25 protein-coding genes and 1 rRNA gene are annotated in these 24545 nt (G+C 37.6%); 10 read left to right on the top strand and 16 right to left on the bottom strand.

Features of this window, described 5'->3' with window-relative positions; translation table 11 throughout:
• Positions 1-26 precede the first annotated feature (26 nt).
• Positions 27-530, top strand: coding sequence for a hypothetical protein (locus tag Q360_RS0113560; RefSeq protein WP_027077578.1), 504 nt, complete (start codon positions 27-29; stop codon positions 528-530).
• Between the two features lie 8 nt (positions 531-538).
• On the opposite strand, the gene Q360_RS0113555 is transcribed toward Q360_RS0113560, so the two are convergent.
• Positions 539-1081, bottom strand: coding sequence for a Smr/MutS family protein (locus tag Q360_RS0113555; protein ID WP_027077577.1), 543 nt, complete (start codon positions 1079-1081; stop codon positions 539-541).
• Between the two features lie 59 nt (positions 1082-1140).
• Between Q360_RS0113555 and Q360_RS0113550 the strand changes: the two genes are divergently transcribed.
• From Q360_RS0113550 to Q360_RS0113540, 3 genes are read left to right on the top strand one after another with little or no spacing between them, the layout of a single operon-like run.
• Positions 1141-1446 (top strand): DUF2752 domain-containing protein, encoded by a 306-nt coding sequence (locus tag Q360_RS0113550; protein WP_036195983.1) that lies wholly within the window; start codon positions 1141-1143, stop codon positions 1444-1446.
• Positions 1447-1462: 16 nt separating this feature from the next.
• Positions 1463-1801, top strand: a complete 339-nt coding sequence (locus Q360_RS0113545; RefSeq protein ID WP_027077575.1) for a CCC motif membrane protein — start codon at positions 1463-1465, stop codon at positions 1799-1801.
• Positions 1802-1807: 6 nt separating this feature from the next.
• Entirely contained in the window at positions 1808-2119 is a 312-nt protein-coding gene (locus Q360_RS0113540) for a CCC motif membrane protein (protein ID WP_027077574.1), read from the top strand.
• Positions 2120-2198: 79 nt separating this feature from the next.
• Here the strand turns inward: Q360_RS0113540 and rocD are convergent, their stop codons facing one another.
• The 3 genes from rocD to Q360_RS27205 all read right to left on the bottom strand — a co-directional run bounded on the left by rocD (position 2199) and on the right by Q360_RS27205 (position 4007).
• Complete coding sequence (rocD, locus tag Q360_RS0113535; protein WP_027077573.1) at positions 2199-3434, bottom strand: ornithine--oxo-acid transaminase; 1236 nt, start codon at positions 3432-3434, stop codon at positions 2199-2201.
• Between the two features lie 217 nt (positions 3435-3651).
• A complete protein-coding gene (locus Q360_RS27210) occupies positions 3652-3768 on the bottom strand; it encodes a DUF6768 family protein (protein WP_316931523.1) in 117 nt (38 codons plus the stop codon).
• A gap of 68 nt (positions 3769-3836) precedes the next feature.
• On the bottom strand, positions 3837-4007 hold the full coding sequence (locus Q360_RS27205) for a DUF6768 family protein (protein ID WP_316931526.1): 171 nt from the start codon (positions 4005-4007) through the stop codon (positions 3837-3839).
• A 669-nt stretch (positions 4008-4676) separates the two neighbouring features.
• On the opposite strand from Q360_RS27205, the gene rlmD reads away from it, so the two are divergent.
• The 3 genes from rlmD to Q360_RS0113520 are packed head-to-tail and all read left to right on the top strand — an operon-like array spanning position 4677 to position 7404.
• Complete coding sequence (rlmD, locus tag Q360_RS0113530) at positions 4677-6104, top strand: 23S rRNA (uracil(1939)-C(5))-methyltransferase RlmD (protein ID WP_027077572.1); 1428 nt, start codon at positions 4677-4679, stop codon at positions 6102-6104.
• Positions 6105-6161: 57 nt separating this feature from the next.
• Entirely contained in the window at positions 6162-6668 is a 507-nt protein-coding gene (locus tag Q360_RS0113525; protein ID WP_027077571.1) for a DUF6452 family protein, read from the top strand.
• Entirely contained in the window at positions 6649-7404 is a 756-nt protein-coding gene (locus Q360_RS0113520; RefSeq protein ID WP_027077570.1) for a DUF6048 family protein, read from the top strand. The genes Q360_RS0113525 and Q360_RS0113520 overlap by 20 nt, the downstream gene beginning before the upstream one ends.
• A 4-nt stretch (positions 7405-7408) precedes the next feature.
• On the opposite strand, the gene Q360_RS0113515 is transcribed toward Q360_RS0113520, so the two are convergent.
• Positions 7409-7639, bottom strand: a complete 231-nt coding sequence (locus tag Q360_RS0113515) for a hypothetical protein (RefSeq protein ID WP_027077569.1) — start codon at positions 7637-7639, stop codon at positions 7409-7411.
• A 2-nt stretch (positions 7640-7641) separates the two neighbouring features.
• Positions 7642-8826 (bottom strand): THUMP domain-containing class I SAM-dependent RNA methyltransferase, encoded by a 1185-nt coding sequence (locus Q360_RS0113510; protein WP_027077568.1) that lies wholly within the window; start codon positions 8824-8826, stop codon positions 7642-7644.
• Positions 8827-8919: 93 nt separating this feature from the next.
• On the opposite strand from Q360_RS0113510, the gene Q360_RS0113505 reads away from it, so the two are divergent.
• The gene (locus Q360_RS0113505; protein ID WP_027077567.1) at positions 8920-9591 is read left to right on the top strand and encodes a ZIP family metal transporter; all 672 of its coding nucleotides are present in this window, start codon (positions 8920-8922) and stop codon (positions 9589-9591) included.
• The gene (locus tag Q360_RS0113500) at positions 9592-10014 is read left to right on the top strand and encodes a DUF4268 domain-containing protein (protein WP_027077566.1); all 423 of its coding nucleotides are present in this window, start codon (positions 9592-9594) and stop codon (positions 10012-10014) included. It abuts the gene before it with no gap.
• An 80-nt stretch (positions 10015-10094) separates the two neighbouring features.
• On the opposite strand, the gene uxuA is transcribed toward Q360_RS0113500, so the two are convergent.
• The 5 genes from uxuA to Q360_RS23310 all read right to left on the bottom strand — a co-directional run bounded on the left by uxuA (position 10095) and on the right by Q360_RS23310 (position 16126).
• On the bottom strand, positions 10095-11291 hold the full coding sequence (gene uxuA, locus Q360_RS0113495) for a mannonate dehydratase (RefSeq protein WP_027077565.1): 1197 nt from the start codon (positions 11289-11291) through the stop codon (positions 10095-10097).
• Between the two features lie 3 nt (positions 11292-11294).
• Positions 11295-12113, bottom strand: coding sequence for an SDR family oxidoreductase (locus Q360_RS0113490; RefSeq protein WP_027077564.1), 819 nt, complete (start codon positions 12111-12113; stop codon positions 11295-11297).
• Positions 12114-13493 (bottom strand): putative oxidoreductase C-terminal domain-containing protein, encoded by a 1380-nt coding sequence (locus tag Q360_RS0113485; protein ID WP_027077563.1) that lies wholly within the window; start codon positions 13491-13493, stop codon positions 12114-12116.
• 70 nt (positions 13494-13563) lie between these two features.
• Complete coding sequence (locus tag Q360_RS0113480) at positions 13564-14940, bottom strand: Gfo/Idh/MocA family protein (protein WP_027077562.1); 1377 nt, start codon at positions 14938-14940, stop codon at positions 13564-13566.
• A gap of 16 nt (positions 14941-14956) precedes the next feature.
• A complete protein-coding gene (locus Q360_RS23310; protein ID WP_051554724.1) occupies positions 14957-16126 on the bottom strand; it encodes a DUF6807 domain-containing protein in 1170 nt (389 codons plus the stop codon).
• Positions 16127-16311: 185 nt separating this feature from the next.
• Here Q360_RS23310 and Q360_RS0113470 point away from each other — a divergent pair, with 185 nt between their 5' ends.
• A complete protein-coding gene (locus Q360_RS0113470) occupies positions 16312-17232 on the top strand; it encodes a ThuA domain-containing protein (protein WP_027077561.1) in 921 nt (306 codons plus the stop codon).
• 128 nt (positions 17233-17360) lie between these two features.
• Here the strand turns inward: Q360_RS0113470 and Q360_RS0113465 are convergent, their stop codons facing one another.
• The 5 genes from Q360_RS0113465 to rrf all read right to left on the bottom strand — a co-directional run bounded on the left by Q360_RS0113465 (position 17361) and on the right by rrf (position 24513).
• Positions 17361-19550 (bottom strand): DUF7133 domain-containing protein, encoded by a 2190-nt coding sequence (locus Q360_RS0113465; protein WP_245603264.1) that lies wholly within the window; start codon positions 19548-19550, stop codon positions 17361-17363.
• Between the two features lie 86 nt (positions 19551-19636).
• Positions 19637-20269 (bottom strand): PAQR family membrane homeostasis protein TrhA, encoded by a 633-nt coding sequence (gene trhA / locus Q360_RS0113460; RefSeq protein ID WP_084273442.1) that lies wholly within the window; start codon positions 20267-20269, stop codon positions 19637-19639.
• Positions 20270-20305: 36 nt separating this feature from the next.
• On the bottom strand, positions 20306-22261 hold the full coding sequence (locus Q360_RS0113455) for a plastocyanin/azurin family copper-binding protein (protein ID WP_027077558.1): 1956 nt from the start codon (positions 22259-22261) through the stop codon (positions 20306-20308).
• Positions 22262-22274: 13 nt separating this feature from the next.
• Positions 22275-24164: a family 16 glycoside hydrolase gene (locus Q360_RS0113450; RefSeq protein ID WP_027077557.1), complete on the bottom strand. Its 1890-nt coding sequence runs from the start codon at positions 24162-24164 to the stop codon at positions 22275-22277.
• A gap of 237 nt (positions 24165-24401) precedes the next feature.
• Positions 24402-24513 (bottom strand): 5S ribosomal RNA (gene rrf, locus Q360_RS0113445).
• Positions 24514-24545: the final 32 nt, after the last annotated feature.

The raw sequence follows: 24545 nt of genomic DNA, 5'->3' as shown, positions 1-24545 counted from the left end.
TTGTTTGGTAGGCTAACTTTATATAGATGAAAAAAAATATTGGCCTATTCCTCCTACTATTATGTATTTCCTGTGATGATGGAGATTTACAAATAGAAACCGTAGATTTTGATAGTATAGAAACTCCTGATTTTTGTAAAACTGTTTCTGCGACAACAGCTAACCTACTCTTTAAAATAAATGGAGACGAGGCGCTCATCTTAGAGCTGCCTGCAGGACTTCTTAAAAACGAAGTAAATACAACAATAATTACAAGTGGCATTTCCACCACGACTATATTAACCTATAGGATTTTTACGGACGATGTACCCAGAGATTATTTTTGCGATGAATTAGCTCCAACTTCGCCCACAGTTTCGGAAGAAATAATAGCTGAGGAAGGTGATATCCTAGTTACTACTACAGCGGTGGATGCAGAAACTTTTGAGCACAAAATTGAATTAAGTGGAATTTCTTTTATTACCAAGGATAAAAGTAGAATAACCGATTTGCGAATTTCAGACTTCGGTACGGTAACTACTACTCTATAGATGAGGTCTCAAACATTCTGATAGATATACACTTCTGTTGCACCCAAGCCGTATTTTTGATAGTCGGCATCATAGTGTTTCACATTATCATAATTATTAAACAGGTATCTTAACTCTTCTTTTAAGATGCCCTCACCCACTCCATGTATAAAAACAACTTTTTGAATACGTTTGGACATGGCGAACTCCAGTTGCCGTTTAGCAGTTTCCAATTGTAAGTTCAGCATCTCATAATTGCCCAATCCTTTAGGGTGTTTCACCAATTGATTTATGTGTAAGTCCACCTCCATTTTAGGAAGATTACGCTCCTTAGGCCTTGTTACTGCCGGTTTTCGCCTTTTAGGAAGCTCCTTTTCTTTTTTTACCTGAGCTATTTCATAATTACTTACGGTAATACTTCCAGTTATCACAACCAATTCTCTAGCGTCAAATACCATTTGGAATTCGTCCTCGGTTTGCACGGTTATAGAGGAACCTTGAACGTGTGAAACGATACCCTTGATAACATCGTCAATGGCCTCTACTTTATCCCCTACTTTAAAAACAGCCATAATTTTATTTTGATTCCCCAAAAATAGTGGTAATTTTCGTTTTTGAACAACAAACCAAAATGCATATCCTTAACAGCTCTTACTTTTTGGGCATAGAGAACTACATGCTTCCATGTTTTACAAAACAACTTTGGGGTTTTGATTGCCCAGGATGTGGACTACAACGAGCCATCATTTTTCTTATTCAAGGGCAGTTTGGAGCTGCTTTTAAGATGTATCCTGCCATTTATCCTATGTTCCTTCTATTTGGATTCCTAATTATGGATAAATTATTCTCTATTAAATATGCAAACAAAATAACCAATGTACTTATAATCGGTACTGTTGGATGCATACTAACCAATTATATTTTAAAATTTATTTAATCAAATACTTAAAATTATGGAACAACAAAAATTACCAAATGTAACCATTGCAATAGTACTTGGTATCCTATCCTTTATTTGCTGCTGTTTTAGTGCGGGAATAGGTGGGATATTACTTTCTGGTATCGCTCTTTTTTTGGTAAATAAAGACACTAAATTATTTAGTCAAAATTCTGAGGACTATTCCAATTACAGTACCCTAAAGACCGCAAAAATTGTTGCCATTGTTGGTTTAGTTTTAGGAGTTGTTACGTTACTCTGGAGTATTTTCACCATTGTCTCTATGGGAGGATGGGAAGGATACATGGAACAGAACCAAGAATTATTGGAACAACTAGGCCTACCCGCAGAATAGAAACAAATGAATCAACCTTTACCAGGAGCAAGCAATGCCCTCACCTTTGGAATTTTATCCATAGTGCTTACCGTAATTTGTTGTGGACCTTTTGGTGCTATTTTTAGTTTTATAGGTTTAAGCAGCGCTAGAAAAGCAGAAAGGCTATATCAAATGGATAGTACCAATTATAGCGGATATGAAAATGTAAAAACAGGTAAAATACTCTGTTATATTGGATTGGGAATAGCCGGACTACTCCTGATCTTAAGCATCGTTTATTTTGGTGCTATTGGTGCCCTTTTATATTCGGTAGCTTCCGAAGGCGGTTTTCAATAGGTAGCTACAGTAAAATTAAAAAAGTCCCGTTTCAAAAATTTGAAACGGGACTTTTTATGTTTTATACCAACTACTCTTTTTAAAATTCTAATAACGTTTTTTTAATAATACCCACACAATCCAACAGCTCTTCTTCGGTCATAACCAAAGGTGGTGCAAAACGTATAATGTTACCATGGGTAGGCTTAGCCAAAAGTCCATTTTCCTTTAAGGCCATACAAATATCCCATGCCGTTGAGCTATCTTCTGTATCGTTAATCAAAATGGCGTTTAAAAGCCCTTTACCCCTTACAGAAGTTACCAAGTCATTTTCTTTAGCAAATGCAGAAAGTTCTGCCCTGAAAATAGTCCCTAATCTTTCTGCATTTTCAGCAAGATTTTCGTCTACAGCTACTTTTAATGCTGCCATAGCAACTTTACAACCTAATGGATTTCCTCCAAATGTAGAGCCATGCTCTCCTGGTTTAATAGTCATCATTATTTCATTGTCAGCTAGTGCCGCTGAAACTGGAAAAACACCTCCAGACAACGCTTTACCAAGAATTAAAATATCTGGCTTAACATCTTCATGTTGACAACAAAATAATTTTCCTGTTCTTGAAATCCCTGTTTGAACTTCGTCAGCAATAAATAAAACATTTTTAGACTTGCATAAATCATAAGCCTTTTTTAAGTACCCTTCGTCAGGAACCATTACCCCGGCTTCACCTTGAATAGGCTCTACCATAAATCCGGCAACATTAGGATCCTCTAATGCCTTTTCTAATGCTTTTAAATCGTTGTATTTCACAATTTCAAAACCTGGTAAATAAGGTCCATAATCTTTAAATGCACTAGGATCTGTAGATGATGATACTGCCGCTAAGGTTCTCCCCCAAAAATTATTTTCTGCAAATAAAATTTTCGCTTTATTTTCTTGAATTCCCTTTACTTTATAAGCCCATTTTCTACATAGTTTAATTGCAGTCTCACCACCTTCTACACCAGTATTCATTGGTAAAATCTTATCATAACCAAATAAATTAGTTACATATTCTTCATACTCACCTAGTACATTATTATGAAATGCACGGGATGTTAAAGTTAAAATACTTGCTTGTTCTTTTAATGCTTCTATAATTTTAGGATGACAATGCCCTTGGTTTACTGCGGAATAGGCAGATAAAAAATCATAATATTTTTTACCTTCTACATCCCATACATAGACACCTTTACCTCTACTTAAAACCACTGGTAGTGGATGGTAGTTATGTGCTCCGTGTTTGTTTTCTAAGTCGATCGCTTGTTGCGAAGTTAATTGGTCTAAAACAGCCATTTTAAAATAATTTAAGGTTTATGCCTAGCTTTAATTAGGCACCATTTGACATCTTTTTAGATGCAAACATTAATAATTAAATCTCGCTGAGCGAGTAAAATAATTATTCCTTCTATACCTTTTTGCTTTCGAAGTATCCGAAAATTCAGCGTAGGAGAGAAATCATCCTGTAGAGTTGCAAAACTACTAAAAATTTCAACGAATTAAAACATATTGGCTACGTCGTTCTATTTTGCTGACGATTCAATGCCACAGACACCTGTAGTTCTAATCGTTTAAATTCTCGTAAAACATCATTTTTATCCATGTAAATCCAAACATATGGTTTTAACATGACCATAACGATTACAGATAGGAAACCGCCACTGACCCAAATAATCTATCCTTTTATATCTGTTCTTTTCACAAATTAAGTAACACATAAAATAAAAAAATACATATGTTTATCGCTGTCATTACAGAGGCCAGCCAGCCCACTTTAACACTGCAGGCCTTACTGACTTTTTCTAATAACGATTGTTCTCCTAGTGTAAAGTAAAATTTAGTTTCCTTACTACTTAAAGGCTCCTTAATAGGCTCATCGATTTTTTCTTCCTATTTTCTTTTAAAATTATTTATACTTTTTTTCCTTTCATACAACAAGCGTGATATTACCGTCCTATGACCATTTCTAGTATATCACTCATTCGTTCAAGGAATATCCTTACGTGTAAAACAGTCTAATAACCACTTGTTGATTTGCTGGTAATGTTGGTATAGCACTTTGTACTAAGAGCACTCTATCATCTATTGAAGTATCGATTATAGCTGTATCAACCAAAGTCCCATACCCCTATAATTTATGTTGACCTTTTTTATGTTTATTTAAATGGCCCAGTGCTTTTATAGGTACAATTGTAAAAGACCCGCTTCCAAACCACTCCAGTTCTTTAAGTTTGTACAAATTGGAAAGGATACGTTTCTAACTATCTTAAACAATACCCTTGGAACTATCTAAATCATGCGTAAACCAATACGCGTGTATACATAGCTTTCAATGGTACTTTTTTACCATTAGCCCTAATGCCTTGGTATTATTAAAACGCTATTCTAAACCCAAAAAAACAGGTAATGTCTTATCTCGATTGATCCTACTTCTATGTAATAGACCAGATAAGTTCTAAAAGGTCCATTTTACTTAAATAATTATTATTCCCTTTAAAGTTATCCTAATTAAAACAAAGCAATTCCTATTTTTGTGTTATGCGAAAAAAGAACAAACGACAGGTTTTTGAAAATGTAGCGGTAGTAGATGCAGGGGCAAAAGGAAAAACCATTGGGAAAGCACCAGACGGTAGGGTAATTTTCTTAACCAATACTGTTCCGGGAGATATCGTGGACGTACAGACCACCAAAAAACGAAAAGCATACTTTGAGGGTATCGCTACCCAATTTCATTCGCTATCCGATAAACGCACAACTCCCGAATGTGAACATTTTGGTGTCTGTGGCGGATGTAAATGGCAAGATATGGGCTATGAACACCAACTGTTCTACAAACAAAAAGAAGTAGCCAACAATCTTAGACGTATTGGTCATTTAGAGCTACCAGAAATCACACCAATAAAAGGTTCTAAAAAACAATACTTTTATAGGAATAAGATGGAATTTTCATTTTCCAATAGTCGGTGGCTGACCTTGGAGGAAATCCAATCCGATACTCAAATAACGGATAAGAATGCTCTAGGTTTTCATATTCCCGGAATGTGGGACAAAATCTTAGATATAAATAAATGTCATCTACAGGCAGACCCTTCCAACGCTATACGATTGGAGACCAAAGACTTCGCGACCAAAAACGATATCACCTTCTTTAATCCTAGAAATCAGTATGGAATGCTCCGTACGCTCATGATTCGTACCTCGTCTATAGGGGAAATCATGGTGCTAGTCCAGTTCTATGAAAATGATGCGTCCAAAAGAGTCTTACTATTAGAACACCTGAAAAATACTTTTCCAGAAATAACGGCATTGCTCTATGTTATCAATCCAAAACAGAACGATACCATTTACGATCAAGATGTCCTATGTTTTGCTGGTCGTGACCATATTTTTGAAGAGATGGAAGGACTGAAATTTAAAATCAATGCCAAATCTTTTTATCAAACCAATTCAGAACAGGCATACGAACTTTATAAAATTACACGTGATTTTGCAGGATTAACTGGTAACGAACTGATATATGATTTATATACCGGAACGGGTACCATTGCACAATTCGTTGCTAAAAATGCTAAGAAAGTAATTGGAATAGAATCGGTTCCAGAAGCCATACTAGATGCAAAATCAAATGCCGATAACAACGAGATTTCCAATGTTGATTTCTTTGTTGGAGACATGAAAAATATATTTAACGAGCAGTTTATTTCTGAGCATGGTATTCCTGATATCATTATTACCGATCCTCCAAGAGATGGAATGCATAAAAACGTTGTGCAGCAAATACTTAACATTGCGCCGCAAAAAGTAGTTTACGTAAGCTGCAATAGCGCTACCCAAGCAAGGGACTTAGAACTAATGAAGGAACTATATAATGTAACCAAAGTGCAGCCGGTAGATATGTTCCCACAAACACATCATGTTGAAAATGTTGTACTTTTAGAGAAGAAATCTATATTAGACAATAACTAAAAAATGGTATATATCCAGTTTTTTTCTAACACAAACACCTTGTAAGATTTTATATAGATGAAAAATTTTGGATTTAGTATTTTAATATTCCTTTACCTCTTAACAGTAGCTTCATGTGAAAAGGACGACATCTGTGTGGAAGGCAACACACCGCTCATGGTAATCGAATTTTTTGATATCAGTAATAGGGATGACCTAAAAAATGTAACAACATTAAGAGTGGTAGGCGAGGGACAAACAGTTACGGTAAATACGGTTACGGATAGAACTAATTTAAACAAGATTATTATTCCCCTTAAAACTGCAGCAGATACTACTGGTTTCTTACTGATAGCAAATTCAGCCAGTAATGATGATGGTTTGGAAATTGGAAATATTGACACAGTAAGCTTCAATTATGCCAGATTGGAAGACTTTAAATCGCGTGCTTGTGGATTTATCATAAATTATGAAGAGCTAAATGGGGTATTCCAAACAGATACAGACAATTGGATTCAGGACATAGAAATAATGCGAACAGAAATCATTAACTCAGATTCTACCCATGTTAAAATATTTCATTAGTCTTACTTTGGTGCTGAGTATGGTTACGGTGTTTGCCCAAGGTAAACCTATAGATACACAGCCTAAGGATACGATAATTTATCAACAATCATACGGAATTAGAGTAGGATTCGACCTTAGTAGAATAATCATATCTTCCTTGGACGACAACTATACGGGTCTGGAACTTGTTGCAGATTATCGGCTTACTCAAGACCTTTATTTAGCGGCTGAATTGGGTAATGAGGATAAAACTAAGCAGGAAGACCTCTACGAATTCAATACTTCTGGAAGTTATATTAAAGTTGGGATAGACAGAAATACCTATGCCAATTGGTATGGAGAGCGAAACCTTATTTTCTACGGAGCGCGATTAGGGTTTAGTACGTTTAGCAACACGATAAACAACTACCAAATATTTGACACTAATCGGTATTGGAACCCCGAAGACTTTGCTACGGACTCTGAAACACCGGAAGAATTTAGCGGGCGTAATGCATCTTGGATCGAAGCTATTTTAGGAACAAAAGTAGAATTATTGCCAAACATATATTTAGGAGCTAGCATACGCCTAGGGTTTCTCTTTACCGATGCTAATGAAGGTCGGTTTCCTCTCTTGTATGTACCAGGCTTCAATAAAGTAACATGGGATAGTAAATTTGGAGTAGGTTACAACTACTCTATTTCTTATTTCTTACCCCTTTACAAGAAGAAAAATAAGATTAAGAAAGTAACCGAGGAGGACCAAATAAAATAGTAAACTATACCTCTTTAGGAGATTTCATAAAAATCGATTTCATCATCAATTTTTCATTACCTGAATCACGTACTATAGCAAATTTAGGGGCTAATACCGTTGCAAATATGGCAGCACCTATCGCTAAATATAAGCGTGGCACCTCTATAAAATAACCAACCCCAAACCTAAAGATTAAGAACAGTACTGCAAATCCTAAAAAATTAAAAAATAATGCCTTATGCTGTAGTTTCATAATTACGCCTCCTTGTTGTATTTTGCTTTTTTGCTACCCTCGTACATAACATACTGCACAAGTCTAGATTCTAGATGACTATTAAATACTTTTATTTTTCTTGAAGGTCTGAGCCCAACAAACTTTAAAGCCTGTAAATTGGAAGTAATGAACCACGCATTGGTTCCTGGATAGGACTGTTTCAGCGTATCGCCAATATCCGAATAAAATTCTTCAACATCAAAGTCAGAATCTAAATCGGACCTGTCCAGTCGTTCCCCGTATGGCGGATTAAAACACATATGCAACAGCTTCTCATTTTGTTTTTTAGTCTTGAAAAAATTCTCTCTTTTGAGGGTAATGTACTCGTCTAAGTTAGCATTTTCTATATTTTCCTGTGCTTTTCTTATGGCGGAAGGAGCTTTATCGAAACCAGTTATCTGATGATGAAATTCTCTCGTCTTCTTGAGACTAGAATCTACAATCTTCTCATATAGCTGTTCATCAAAATCAGGCCACTTTTCAAAAGCAAATCCCTTCCTATTTATATTTGCTGGTATATTACAAGCAATCATAGCTGCTTCTGTAAGCATGGTTCCACTCCCACACATGGGGTCAAGAAAATCACATTGTCCATCCCAACCACTTAATAGCAAAAGCCCCGCAGCCAACACCTCGTTGATTGGGGCAATATTGGTAGATATGCGATACCCTCTGTGGTGCAGCGAACTTCCAGAACTGTCCAAAGAAACATTACAGGTATTATTATGTATGTGAATATTAATTCTTAAATCCGGATGCTTTACGTCAACGTTAGGTCGGTCACCGTCCGTTTCCCTGAACTTATCTACAATGGCATCTTTTGTCTTCTGAGACACATACAAAGAATGGGTGAATTCTTCAGAATTAACGGTAGAGTCAATGGCAAATGTATCTTCTATAGACAGATATTCCGTCCAGTCCATCCGATAGATTTTTCGATATAAGTCCTTTTCGTCACGTACCTGAAAAGAGTTGATGGGTTTAATAATCTTAATTGCAGTTCTCAAACACAGATTAGCCTTATACATAAAACCAGTATCGCCTTCAAACGCAACGTTCCTTGTACCCTCTATAACATTACTTGCTCCTAGGTTTCTTAGTTCCTTTGCCAGTATTTCCTCAAAGCCAAAAAGCGTTTTGGCTACCATTTTAAAATTATTCCCCATATCCTCTTTTTAACATACCGCAAAAATACGCTAATTTTGATGCAGAAGTAGCTAGTTGACCACTTCGGTTAAAAAAGCTTAACCATCACATACATGAACTACATTCTCCCTATTCTTGGGGTACTTTTAAGTTTTGCTTTTGTTTACACTGCTAAACCGAAGAAAAAAGAGCATTTTAAGTTACTACTCGCCTTTAGCGGTGCCTTTTTATTGGCACTTACTATTTTTGAACTCTTACCGCAAGTGTATTCAGCATCCGATACTAAAACTATTGGGGTTTATATTATGTGTGGGATTCTTTTACAAATCTTTTTAGAATTCTTTTCTAAGGGTGCTGAACATGGTCATGTACACCTATCCGATACAACTACCGACTTCCCTTGGCTCCTGTTTGCAAGTCTTTCGCTCCACTCCTTATTAGAAGGTCTTCCGATACATAGTAACCATACGATTGTATACGGTATTCTTATCCATAAAATACCTATTGCTATTATCCTCAGTATTTTTTTATTAGGTTCTAAATTAAAACCAGTATACGCTATACTCTTTATCCTATTCTTTTCAGCAATGACGCCTTTAGGCACTTTTATAGCAGCAAACGTACAATCCATTTCAGAGTACATTATTCCGTTGAATGCTTTGGTAATTGGTGTATTTCTTCATATTTCTACAGTAATTCTCTTTGAAAGTTCGGAAGGCCACAAGTTTAATCTTAGGAAATTAGTAGTTATTATTTTGGGAATTGTAATCGCTTATTTTTTATAAATGTTCAGTAAAGCCGAATCACGAAAATTAAAAGAGGAATTTTGGATTGCCTTTAGAAAGTCATATCCTAGAAAGTGGCTCTTGTACAAAACAGGTGTTAAAGAAATTAATTTAAAATTTCATTTCGATTTAAAAAAAGCTATTGTAGCTATGGATATTGATGGCGACTTACAACAGCGCATCGATAGTTGGGAGAAAGTAGTTTCCCTAAAATCGATACTTATAAACGACTACCTTCCCCATGCTCATTTTGAAGATGAATATTTCCTGGAAAACCAGAAAGAAATTTCTAGGGTATATGTCGAAATACAAGAGGTATCCATTCATAATAAAAATACATGGCAGCAGACTATGGTATTTTTCTATGAAAAAATGTCTCAATTAGAAGCCTTTTTTACAGAGTATGAGGATATTTTAAAATAAAGAGAACCTTTGGCAATTCGTAATCGATAGAAAAGACTGATAAAGAATTGATTTTAACTTAGGCGGCTACTAAAATCAATTTACAATGCTAACCCTTCCCTAATACCTCTTTCCAATCCGGTCAATTGCGCTAGACCTAAAGCCCTTCCAATTAAGGAATAGCCCGAATAAAAATCATTGTGCCGTTTTTTGTCATCTAACAAGATATGACCGTGGTCTGGTCTCATGGGAATGTCGACAATTCCCAAGCCATTTTGCTTTCTCTTTACCTGCTCCTTTACAATAGCCTTCATTAGTTTTTCCATAGCTACGGAACCACTTAGATGGTCCGCTTCATAAAAGCTACCATCTCCTTGTCGAGATACATTCCTTAAATGAATAAAATGGATTCTATTTCCAAAGTCTTCGATTATTTTAACCAAATCATTGTCTGCCGATGCCCCTAAAGACCCTGAACAAAACGTGAGTCCGTTACTTGGAGATGGGCAGCACTCCAACAAAAATTTAATATCCTCATAATTGGAAACAATTCGTGGCACCCCAAAAACCGAAAAGGGAGGGTCGTCCGGGTGGATGGCCATCCGTATCCCTATTTTTTCTGCTTCGGGAATAATAGCTTTTAGAAAATAGGCCAGATTCTCTTGTAGTTTTTCTTTACTAATTTTTAATACGGTAGCGTGATTTATTTTGAAATCATCCAAAGCAATTAACGCTCGGGAACCCGGCATACCTGCCAAAATCGCTTCCTCCAGTTTTTTTCTTTGGATGGTAGAGAGTCCGTTAAAATAATCGCTTGCTTCGCAATAGTGCTCATTGGTATAGGATACTTTGGCATTTTCACGTTTTAATATAAAAAGGTCAAATGCCGCCGCCGCAATGGGATTATATCGCAATGCAGAAGCTCCTGTAGGTAAGATATAATCCAAGTCCGTACGTGTCCAATCAATCAACTGCATAAAATTATAGCAGACTGTAAATATCCCGATTTCCGCAAGATTCTTTAAGGTTTGAATATAATTCGCGATGTGGGCATCCCTTTCGGGTAGACCGTATTTAATAGACGTATGAATATTGACACTTTCCACCAACGACCATTCCAACCCTCGTGACTCGATTTCCTTTTTAAGAGCTACTATGTTTTCCAAGGGCCAAACATCGCCAACAGGAATTTCTTGACATGCGGCAACAATTCCTTCTGCCCCAATCTGTTTAATCTCATCTAAACTAACCCCAAAAGAAGGTCCAAACCATCGAAATGTTTTCTTTAGATACTTCATAGGCTACACCCCTGAAAAGGAACTAAATCCACCATCAACATCAAAAATACTTCCGGTAACAAAACTAGAAGCATCACTTAGCAAATAATGTACCGTACCATTGAGCTCAGAAATATCTCCAAAACGGCCCATTGGGGTATTTTTGATGATACTATTCGCCCTATCCGTAAAAGAACCATCTTCATTCGTCAATAATTTCCGGTTTTGGTTTCCGATAAAAAAACCTGGGGCAATGGCGTTGACCCTAATCTTATCGCCATGTTTTGAAGCCAGTTCCTGAGCCATCCACTTGGTAAAAATATCGATTCCTGCCTTTGCCATAGAATAGCCTAAAACTCTGGATATACTTTGTTTCGATGCCATTGAAGAAATATTGATTATAGACCCATGCCCTTGTTTTACCATAAGCTTACTAAGAACAATACTCGGCAGTACCGTACCAAACAAATTAATATCGACCACTTCTCTCGTGTCATCAAGTGGAATGTCATGTATAGTCTGATTGGGAGTCAAGGTAGCACCAGGAAGGTTGCCCCCAGCTAAGTTTACCAGCCCGTCAAGGCACTCAAACTCCTTTTCTATAGTGTTTTTTAACTGGTGCAGTGCTTCTTCATTTAAGACATCGACCTTAAAAATAAAGGCACTATTCTCTGAGAACGCATTCAGTTCTTTTTGCTTCGCCTGCAATTTATCAAGCGACCTGCCCATTAAAAGTACGTTAGCTCCGTTTTCAACTAGATATTTGGCAATGGAACCTCCTAGGGTACCGGTGCCACCCGAAAGGGCGTAGTGTTTGTTTTTAAGGGAAAGTAATTCGCTCATTTAGTCTTGTTTTGCCATTTTATATGCGGCTATAGTTGTGTAATATTTAGTAATCATATTCGGAATTTCCCAATTAGGTAGTTTTCCTACTTCCAAAAAGTTTAAATAATTTTCTGTGACTTGGGCAAAATGTGCTTCGTGTCCAATCTTGAATTTCTCTGGAATATTAATTTTCCATGTATTATCCCCCATTTTTTCCACGGTAGTACCTGGAAATCCTTTTGTGATTTCGTTCGTAACAACACGATTTAAAATACTCTCAAAATCGGAGCTCCCTTTTGATTCGATATAAAGTACGGATTTGAAATTCTCAGTTGCGCCCTGCTTTATAATCAAATTACTCTTTGTACCACGCATAATACTGTAATGCGTATCACCTGTACCTTGCGGTGCCTCATAATTCCATAGTACGGAGACCTTCGCATGTTTTCCCTTTATAGTATAGTTCATTTCTCCATTAGCATAGGTGTGCAGCTTTCCATCAATCAAATCCTTTTGTAAATAATAGGGAAATGACTCTTGTTTGGTCACCTTCGTAAACGCTTCCAAGGGCAACACGGTAGGCCAGCGTTTTGCTTTGAGCATTTCTATATCGATAGAATCAATTATTTGATCAGGAAATGCTTCCCATTGTACCAAATCTACCAAATGGGTGGTCACATCAACAATACCGTCCCCTTCTTCGTTCACATCAAAAAACCAAGCAGGACGCACCAATGGTGACCCTGATACCTGTTTAAAAAAATGATGTACACTTTCTTTGCTAATGGCGGGTTCTTCAATAGTACCGTCCACAAGTTCCCCAAAAACCGATGGTAACGTGGAAAATAATTTCTGCATCATGGTCGTTGACTCAAAACGCTCGGTCATAATATCGTAAATCAGAACATCATTTTTCTTCGCAATTTCAAAGGCTTTTTTTAACTTTTCAAATCCTTCGGTATTTATGATTAATGGCTTATCAGCATAGACGTTTAGACCGGCCTTGACCGCTTCTAAAACATAATCTATTTTCTTAGAGTTCTTTCCGGCTACTACCATAACATTACCCGGTTTGTCGGCAATCATTTTGTTTAGGTAGTCATCGGTAAAGTTTTTTTCAATCCTCCATTGCGTAGGAGCTTCTTCCTGTGTATTGTAAGATTCAATCTTACTTAAAAAATCCTGAACCTCTGGCCCTTCGGGCGCATAGAGATAAATGGTCGAATCAACCTGAGGGTACATCGTTTTTTGAACTAGTGCCGCATGAAAATGGCCTGGGTCCAAGACCATTAATTTCACTTTTTTATATGCTTCTTTCCTCTCGAATTTTGATTCGGACTTTTGCTCCCCGCAAGACGAGCATAAGAGAAATGATAGAATTGCTATGTTATATTTCATTAACGGTATGATGATATGATACTTCGCATTGTTTTCCCTTTAGCTCTATTATAGCTTCCCCCTTCACCGGTTAGCGTGTTACATAATCCGTTCCATAAGGCTTTCGCTGCTCGCGGTGCAACATAGCATTAGCCTCACTATCGCTTACGAACAATTCTTTATCATTGTCCCATTCCAATTTCCTATCAAACTGCATGGCAATATCGCTAATCAAACAGGTCACACAAGCCTTGTGACCCTTCTCTATAGGAGAAATAGGTTGTTTTCTGGTTTTGATGCACTCCAACCAATTCCCATGCTGATCGTCTATTCTCTCCAAATGAATTTCATCTGCACCAATGACAGACTCCAATAATTTCGGGTCAGATGCATTTAAGGACTTCGCGCTATTTTCTAAATCTACAGGATCAGATGCGGATGCTTGGTAAGATCCACGGGAGACAAAGATCCAGCCATCCTCGCCAATGTATTGAATACCATTGGTGTATCCGCCACTAGTATAAACGGTCATACCATTATCATACTCGTGTTTTACCATAAAATCTCCATGAACATTCCACAAGCCAGATTTTGGGAACTCGGCAATCGCTTCTACCGAGATAGGACCTGTGAGTTCCGTATTCATTCCCCAAGCGGCCGAATCATAATGGTGTTGGCCCCATCCTGTAATCATTCCGGCCCCATAATTTCGTTGTCTTAACCACCCTGGCCTGCTATAATCTGATTGGGGATGCACTCCAATTTCGGTATAGGGTACTTCAGGTGTAGAACCCAACCACATATCAAAATTTAAATTACTTGGAATTGGCATTGCAGACGCTTCGGAACCGGCAGGATCTCCTGGGAGTCCTATTTTTACTGTATGAACTTTACCTATTCTTCCATTTCTAACGAGTTCCGCCGCAACTCGGAACTGCGGCATTGCACGTTGTTGTGTACCTACTTGTAAGATCACATTAGCATCTTGAACAGCTTTTCGTAACTGTTGCCCTTCCCTTACGGTAAGCGACGTCGGTTTCTGTAGGTAAATATCCTTACCTGCAAGTGCGGCTTCCATAGCTGGTTGTGAATGCCAGTGATCCGGAGTACTTATCATAACAGCATCGATATCTGTATTTAAAAGCATTTCGCGGTAATCATCGTAAATTTTGGTATCCATGTATTTGGCCTTTCCCGTTTTCTCCTGATACGCCTTATCTACAAAAACTTTAGCCTTTTTGGCGCGAATAGAATCAATATCGCATACCGACATGATTCTAGCCTGCTCAAAATTCAAAGTGTCCACAATATCATGACTCATGGCAATTCGCCCGCAGCCAATTTGACCGATGTTAATTTTATTACTAGGTGCATCTTTACCCAAAACATGCGCGGGTACAATAGTTGGAAAACCGACCATGGCTGCCGTACCCAAAGCTGTTCTGTTTATAAATTTTCGTCTTTGCATATTAAATTTATTACTATTAGTTTGAAATGATTTTAACTTCTGGCGGATGTGCATAGGCCTGCCAGTAGGCTTCTGCTTCTTCGACAGTTAGTTCACCATCGAAGACTACCATGCGGTAGTTCAACGAATAATCTTGGTTCGGGGCAATTTTCCATTCTTTATGACGGATAGGACAAAATTCAAAAAACATATCCCCGCGTCCGTTATTTGCGTCTATTGGCCAGATTCGCATAGGCTCGGGGTGCATTCTATTCTCAGGGTGACTCAAGAACAAAATACCATTGGTACCCTTACCATCTGATGATGCTCCGCCAACGATACACCATCGTGCATTGCTTCCATCAGCAGTCCGCCGGTCCTTTCCTTCAGCGGTTAGCACAAAAGAATTATCAGCCTTCCATCGTTCTGTAAAACGCAGCCCAAGTCCACCACCGTAGCGATAAGCTTCAAAGAGGATACCATCTTTTAATGGCGAATTAAAGGCACTTTCGTAATCTAACATGTAGCGGTCGTCACGGCCTAAACTCCACAAAGTAACCTTCAAATTTTCGTTTATTGCAACTCGTGGTGCTTCGGGAGTTTTTAAGTCGATATGTTCTTGTGCGGCAGTAAAAGAGGAGAACACATTGCCTGATTTAATCGTTTTAAACTCCTTAAAAAGTACAGTGCCCATACCTTGTCCCAAATTCCAAAAATCTACCAGTGTTGTATCTATTCGGGTATGCGTCCATGGGGCCCATAATCCATAATGATGATAATGATCTGGTGGTTGAATACGTGTTAACGTATCTCCTTTAGGACTTAGTATAGGATGAATATATCCTGATTTCCTATATAACGAATCAATACCTTTTGGCGGGTGAGTCATACCGTAACGATAGCTTACCAAAGGAATAGTATCAGACACCAATTGAAGTGTCCCGTCTTTTTTGGCGGCAACTACATGGGGCGACGTCTTAATTACTATATCAGTAGCTACTAGAGTATACCCTGCAGCATTGCCCGGATGATGCATAAAATGGGCAGTTGTTGAGCTACTGTCTAGTTGAAAAGGAATAGCCTTCTCATTATTTAGTAATGTAAATCCGTTTGAAAAACCTTCATTAACTTTAAATTCAACGGGTATAGCTACTGGTATGCTATCCTTCAACAGAACGCTAAGTTTAGCTGTTTCAGTGCTTTCCATTTTACAAGAACTAGCTATTAAACTAAGTAAAATGGCAATCGAATTTATACTGGGAGACCTTTTCAACACCAAAATATAATTTAAAAATAAAAATATGTCTTAATTTACGAATCATTTTAAGATTATACTTTTTTAACCCGATTTAAATGTTAGTACTAGCGCGAAAATCATTTAATTACATGTAGATGAAAACTATTTTTACAGCAACCTTTTTGGTGTTCTTTCAATTGATTGCAGCACAAAGCCACGATTCTTTTACATTAGATAAAGAATGGCTCTCCAAAATAGAACGATTAGCCCCATCTATAACTACAATCAAAAATATGGGTAAGAAGAAAATTCTTGTATTTTCAAAGGCCACCGGTTTTGACCATTGGGCTATTCCTCATAATTCCGAAATGTTAAAAATAGTAGGTAAAAAAACCAACGCATTTGAAGTACATGTAAAGTATGATATAGAACAGTTTGAAAAAAATAACTTACAAAAATATGACGCCGTTGTTTTCAATAACTGCAATCCTAGCGGACCAGAGCGTGACCTTTTTACCGATTTACTACGACAAAACTCATCGCTTTCAGATACCGAAATAATAAAAATGGCTCCTGAATATGAAGCGAATATGATGGATTATGTAAAGAATGGCGGTGGGCTTATGATATTACATGGTGCTATTACCGTTCAAAATAATTCAATACCCTTTAGCCAAATGATTGGTGGCAGTTTCGATTATCATCCAAAACAACAAGAAATCCACCTAAAAGAAGTAGATAAGAAGCACCCTCTAGTCCATGCTTTTAAAGGAAAGGGATTGCGTCATTTTGACGAACCCTACTTTTTCAAAAACGCATATTTCGAGTATAATTTCAGGCCTTTACTATACATGGAAGTAGACAAATTAGAAGGGTTAAACAAAGAAACCGAAGAGAAAGTGGTGTACGTTTCTTGGATCAAAAGATACGGTAAGGGTAGGGTATTCTACAGCTCCGCTTCACATAACGCCCAAAGTATGGAAGAACCCGGAGTATTGCAGTTTTTCTTAGATGGCTTGCAATATGTTGTTGGAGACTTTGAATGTGACGACTCCCCGATTGGGAAGCCTCAATAAATTTACCGCAGAAATCTATTTATAATTCTCAAATAGGCAATACGCTTAACAGGAGTCTTTGGTCGTTTTTTAGACTTTAGCTAAAACTTAAACTATCTATACGCAAACCGAAGTCTAGGCTGCGAAAATTAATAAAGTTGTAAAAGTTCTGCTTCGGTATATTCTCCGCCGCTTTTGGACTTCATACTTCTTAATTCCTGTATATTTTTGGCTGTTATTCCTTTTGGTTTATCGGAAAATGCGTTGGTTACATAAGAAATAATATCCGCTATGTCCTTGTTCGTTAAGGCCGCGTTACCTATCAAGCCAGGCATGGCTTGATTGAATTCATATCGTTGTCCATTTACATGAACAGGCCCATTTAGTCCATGCAATAGAATTAACGCCAATCGTTCCACCGGTTCTGAAACGTACTCGGACTTAATTAACGGTGGTGCTAAACCTTCTATTCCTTCTCCGTTAATACCGTGACAAGAAGCACAGATTTGACGGAAGATTTTTGCTCCTTTTGTGCGATTATCCTCAGCCAAGAAAGCTCTTTTATAAATCCGATTCTTATTATCGGCCTTCTTGTTATCCATTACCTTCAATAAATTTACATTCAAAAAAGCACTTCCACCACTATCCGTTGTCTTCAAATAATCCAATAATGCTTCTTCTTGACCCGACAAACCACTTAATAAAGCTTCTATAAGTATCTGATTACTATCGTTATTTTCAGATAGGCCAGCAATTAAAGGGAAAAAATCTTGTTGAGAAACTTTGGCCCAGCTGCCTAAGATACTTGCTAAATATAGGTTAATGGCGGTATCATTTCTACCTTGAAGTTTGGTAAACAACTGCAACATATTTTTCGAATTGTCCTGACTAACAAACCCTTCCAACAAAACCAAGGAATGGGTAACTACTTGTGGGTTACTACTGAGCGCAGACTTTACCAAAAAATCAAAGCTCAGTTGCTGTGTTCCCTCCAAAACATAGAGCGCATGCAACTGCGCCAAGGATTTTTCTTCAACCATGACCAAATTTTCAAGTAATGGTATATGACTGGGTGTATGGTTTTGTATAAGCTTTTGTTGCGCCCTATCTCTAATCCAGCCGTTCCTATGGCTTAATGAAGCTAGTAGATTCTCTTTTAGTAAATCAGTGTTAAAAGAGCTTGTTTTAGTCGATTCCGCTGTAATCTTTAGAATTCTTCCGTAGTTTACCAAGGTATCAATTTGTGACGCTTTTGCCTTTTTCCTATAATAAGGACTCGAATATGCGGTATGTTGTATAATCCCCCTGTGCATATCGACTACATACATACTACCATCTGGACCGTTGGCCAAACTGACCGGTCTGAAACCCTTATCCATAGAAGCTAAAAATTCCTTCCCTTCCCATGCTTGTTTAGCGGAAGTACTATCGCCATGAAAAGTTAAAATATTTCGTTTGATAGCATTTATTTCAGGTAAACAAACAAAAACATTTTGGTTATAATCCAAGGGTAAATCTCCTCCCCTATATACCAAAGGACTGCAAGCTGCGGTTACATTTACCAATAAACTGTCACCATCAAGTACACCTGTACTATACCCCCTATTTACCAACGTAGGCTGCAACGGATACACACGCTGATTATCCGTTAAATTTTTACGAACCCCAAATTTCGGTGCCAAATATTCGTTTCTTATTAACCGATTAGGTAATACGTAATCCCCTACTAACTGAGTAGAATTATTATTATAGTAAAGTCTACCAAAATTATCTTTTGAAATACCCCATTGCCCCCTAAATGTTGTAGGCTCCTTAATCCAAGTCCCTTTACTTCGCCGGTATCTAAAACTGGATTTAGCGCTATATATCCAATTATCAATATTCATAACCAACCCATTTGGCTGATGCTCTGGATTTCCCTCAGCCGCATACATAGAATCTACTACGACTCGATTTTTGGGAATATCGTTTTCTATTTCAGTAAAATAGAGATAAGGTGGTTCTGCATATAATAATCCGTCATACACATGAGCCAAAGCTCTTGGCAACACCAAACTATCCAAAAAGATAGTGGTACGATCCATCATACCATCACCATCGCGGTCTTCCAATATCTTTATACTTCCAGTAAGCTCCTGTTCGCCATTCCCTTCCATATTGGACATGTAACCTGGCATTTCCGAAACCCATATCCTTCCTTTATCATCAAATGACAACGCTACAGGAGCTACAAGTAAGGGTTCTGCCGCTACTAAATCTATATTAAAACCCTCTTCGATTTGATAGGTATCCAATGCCACAATAGTTTCTTCATATGACGTGGTGCAAGCAGTTAACATCAACATTATACTTAGTAGTATAAAAGAACTGCTGTTATATAGTAGGATCTTAATTTTAGGAAAATTCAGCATAGGGAACAATAGTATTACACAACATCTATAAAAATAAACAACCAGTGGCAAAAAGCACCCGCCAAAACAAACAAATGCCAAATAAAGTGATTATAAGGTATTTTTTTTACAGCATAAAAAATAATTCCAACAGTGTAAAAAACCCCTCCTAAAAACAAAAATTGCATTCCCTTTTCGCTGGTGACTACTTTAAGGTTGTCCATATCGAAGATAATAAGCCAGCCCATTATAGCATACAGTAAAAGTGATATAAATTCAAATTTTCCTGTAAAAAATAATTTCAGAATAGTTCCTATAGCCGCAATGGTCCAAACAATTATAAAAAGCATCCATCCGCTCGTTTTTTCAAGTAGAATCAATGCAACTGGGCTATATGTGCCTGCAATTAAAAAATAAATGCTAATATGGTCTAGGATGCGCAACTTTTCCTTTAACCTACCGCTAGGAACAGCATGATATATAGTTGATGCAGTGAACAAACCAACCATTCCCAAACCATAAAGTAAAATACCAAGTACCGAATAATTTGATTTATTATTATCGTACTGTAGCAATAATACAAAACCACATAAAGCAAACACTACTCCTATAGCATGGCTAATAGTATTAAGCAACTCTTCTTTCGACTGAATTTGCAGGTATTTCATTATTGTAAAGATAACTGGCCGAAATACATTGGCTTTTTATTTCACAATTAATTTCGCCCTCATAGAAGCGGCATGCCCTGGAAATGTACAAACAATCCAATATTCACCTGGCTTCGACGGTGTTTGAAAATATATTTTTTCTTCCGTGCCAGGTTGTACAATTCCGGTATGATTTAAGACCAAGTCCGTATCTGGAACATAATTCAAATCTGCTCCATCAAGACCTAATTTTAGGGCCAAATCACCAACTTTATTAACGGACTCAATGCCAATTTGGGTTATCACCAAATTATGAAGCATATCATCATTATTATTGAACGTTAATTCAATTTTTTGATTGCGCTCCACAATCACCTCCGTAACATCATATTTCAATCCTGGTTTTGTACCTATTCCTATTTTCCTATCAACTCCGTTGATCCACGTTAAAGGCATTTCGTTGGTTCGTTTATATTGAGCTACTCCTTTCGCTGCTTCCATTTTCTGGGTTGGCTTGGATTTCAACACGCCTCCAGGGACTTCATTTAAGGTGTAGTATCCAGTATCATGCAAAAGTTTTTCACCAGTCTGCGCCTTCAAAGTTGCTGCTTTTATTTGATGAATAAAACCCAAACGCATACCATCAATTTTGAGTTTTGCCGAAAGACCATCAGGAGCTAATTCAACAGTATGTACAATTGCTTTTTGTTGGTCTACAATAGGGCTACCGTACGTATTATGATATTTATAGTTAAAGCTAGTTACTTGATAGGCAGACGGGTTTTCGGCCATGCCCTTATTTACTGGTTTCGTAAACTCCAATATAAATCCATCATCCTGTGCCTTCATCGTTTTAATTTCAAAAGGAATTTTCCCACTCCATACCAACCGTTGAAGTCCATAATTTTCTTTTCCTGTTGAAGCCCATCCCCGGCTTGTCATACCAACAAACATACTGGTATCGCTTCCCCAAATCATTCGAAGGATTCCAGATGAAAACCCCTCTACAAAATTAAAAGCAGCACCTTGATAAACCCCATTTATTTTTTCCATATAAACGCGCATAACCTTACTGTGGCCTTGATCGCCTACAAACAGTTGACCTTCAAAAGGACCAAATTTTCCACCAGTAGTATCAAATAAAATATCAGAAGTCGAAATTCCTAGAATAGTATGTGGAAACCAAATGGCAGGTGCTTTTAGTTCTGGCACTTTCTTTGAATACTCATACAAGCTCATACCAGATTGTTCCTCAATATCCTGCATTTTCAATTTTAGAGGAGAGTTTGGTTCTCCAGTCCAAACTAAACCTTCAGGGTTACCGGCAAAGTCACCCTTTTCTAAATGGGTCATTCTACCCGAACCAACCCAGTCACCTTGATTTTCAGTATAGAATACCTCCTCATCGGCATTTAATTCAAATCCGGACGGGGACCGTAGTCCTGTAGCTATTGGCATCATCTCACCTTCAGGAGTAATTTCTAAAAGCCATCCTCTCCATTTAGACAAACTTGCACCATGACCAATCCAAGACAGATTCAAAGTCACCAGCATATTCCCGTTTTTTTTGAATTTAGGCCCATATGAATAGTCATGATAATTTCCTGATAGGGGCCAAGAATAGATGGTCTTATAAACGTCCGCCTTGTCATCTCCATCTTTATCTTCAAGTCGGGTCAATTCTCCTCTTTGAGATAAGTAAAAACTATTATCTTTAAAATTAAGGCCTAGCGGCTCGTGAAGTCCGCTTGCATATTTTTTATACGTCGGAGTTTGACTATAGGGTTTATCAATTAACCAAACCTCTCCTCTTCTGGTAGACACCCCAAGTTTATCTTTGTCAGTTAGGGCCAAACCGCCAACTTCTAATAATACGTCATCAGGAATGGGTACATTAACTATCTTGTAAAACTCAGCTTCCTTTTTTGCCATTGCAGATTGCAACTGACCAATACTAAATTGGGATGCAAAAAGAAATATTGTTACCAGTACTATAGTATGAGTGCTTTTCATTTCTTATTTATTTTTACCAGATAATGCTGTAATTAAGTTGCTGTTCACCTGAAGGTATTTTTACCACCAATTCATCAAGACCGTTAGATTTTCGAATTATAGGATTTAAGTTATTAATCTCAAAATCAATAAAGTAGCTTTCGTTGTTAACCACAAAAGTACCATCGGGTAATTCTTTTATTACCGAACCATCAGCTACTTTAAACCACAATTCATTTCCACCATTTATCATAATTTCCCGTTTTAAACCACGGTTTTCTGTTGAAGGAACAAACCGATTAGAAACTTTACTTCCTTCTATTTGATAAGAAAAAAATGGATATCCAACACTATCAAACTCGTAGCCTAACTGTTTATAATTCCTATTTAAATTCATAGTAGGCCAGATAGCGGTATCCTCCTTCAAATCTGCTACCTCTGGGTCTCCATGAAGTGAAACAATAAATCCTGCTGGTACAGCTAATTGTTTTTCTCCTCTACCCTGCCACATCTGAGTCGCATCCATGAAGTCTCCACTCCAAACTTGAAGTAGGGAACCTACTTCCAAATCATAAGAATAATGAACGCCCCGCGCACTCCCGACCGCAATACAATGAGTTCTTTTACCTCCTTCATGCATCCAAAATCCACGTTGTGTAATGGGCTCGTCATCTATACTAATTACATATTCTGGATTTATTCCTTCAGTGGTAAGGTTCAACGAACTCACAGCATGTAAGGGATGTTTTTGAATGCCTGGACCTTCCACAAATAAACCAAAACCTACCGTCCATGGAATGTGCTTGTTATAAATTAATTGAAACGGAACTTCTCCTTTTACCAACGAAATCTTTGATACCCGTAAAGAATCTAAGCTATAATTTCCGTTCATGGAAATCACAGTATCGTTGTTTATCAGGAAGGCACCACCTGCCGTGTTTATTTTAAAATCGAAAATATAATCTCCCGATTCTGGAATTTTGAGTTTTCCCTCATAATTTAATAGCTTCTGTGCTCGCTCACCAGAAGCCATCGTTGCGGAAATACTATCCGTGCCAATTGCACGAATGGGCACCAAGCTATCCAAACTAGGAAACAAGGTTAGGGTATTTTCATACTCCTTGAGTCTCACATCTATTAGTTCTACTTTCCTGTCTGCGTATAGCTTGTACTTCAAGTTCTTAAACGCAACCGGACCATGGTCTCCTTGAAACAATAAAGGTGCCTTAGATTCTTCTCCAGTTTCCAAACTAGCTCTAGTTGGGCCAGAAACTTCGACATTTCGATGCAGTACAGCACCGTTTAATATGACTTCTTCAAACCAGGCGTTCTTCACCTTAGTACCTGCACTATCAAATTTTGGTGCGTGAAAAATAACCTTTAAATGCTGCCACAAACCAGGTGATTTGGAACTGTTGACGTTTGGAGCTACTCCCTCAAACCCTTCTTTACTTATTCCCCTAGTTTCATCCCACCGCTGATAAATTCCACCCATATCCTCATATTGAGGAGAGTCTACACCCCAACTATCGAATAGTTGGACCTCATATCTACTTTGAAAATAAATTCCCGAATTTGACTTAACAGGCATCATAACATCACATTCAAATTCTATATCGCCGTGTGAGAATGTTGTCACTAGATTTCCTGTCTTGCCCTGTACAGGTAAGTTTATCAAAACTCCAGAACCCTCGGTTGAACTAATTGTTTTTTCCAGTACCCTATTTACATAGGCCTCTCCTACTATCTGCCAATTTCCTTCTCCTTCTTTAAAATCAGCCATATCATTTAAAGCCACTGTTTGAAAAGGTAAAACAACTAGTTGCTTTTGTTCAGGAGTCTTTTCTGCCTGCTGAGTAGGTTCAGAACAAGAGCTTACTACACCTATAAGGAGTCCAAGACAATAGATTATGTGATACTTCATTATTTAATTTTAAAATGAAATATAAATATAGGACTATTAATCAAGCTAACGGCTTCCTGAACGCTATGTTCCATCCCAATCCTAGTGAAGCACGACCTTCTAATATATTCTTGTATTATTTACGCTCCGGAGGATTTTTGGTTGGGTTTGGAGGTCTATAATTGATTATGCATTATGCTATTTTTTAAAAAAATGGCACAAAAAAACCCCTTTACATTTCTGTAAAGGGGTTCTCGAAAAAGGCGGCTACCTACTCTCCCACTTGGTATAGCAGTACCATCGGCGCAAACGGTCTTAACTTCCCTGTTCGGAATGGTAAGGGGTGGGCCCCGTCGCAATGGCCACCTAAAATCTTAGATATTTTAATAATTGCACACCTAT

The organism is Maribacter antarcticus DSM 21422 (assembly GCF_000621125.1).
GTDB lineage: Bacteria > Bacteroidota > Bacteroidia > Flavobacteriales > Flavobacteriaceae > Maribacter > Maribacter antarcticus.
The sequence above is the reverse complement of the archived record's forward strand: the minus strand, read 5'-3'. Positions and strand labels throughout refer to the sequence as shown.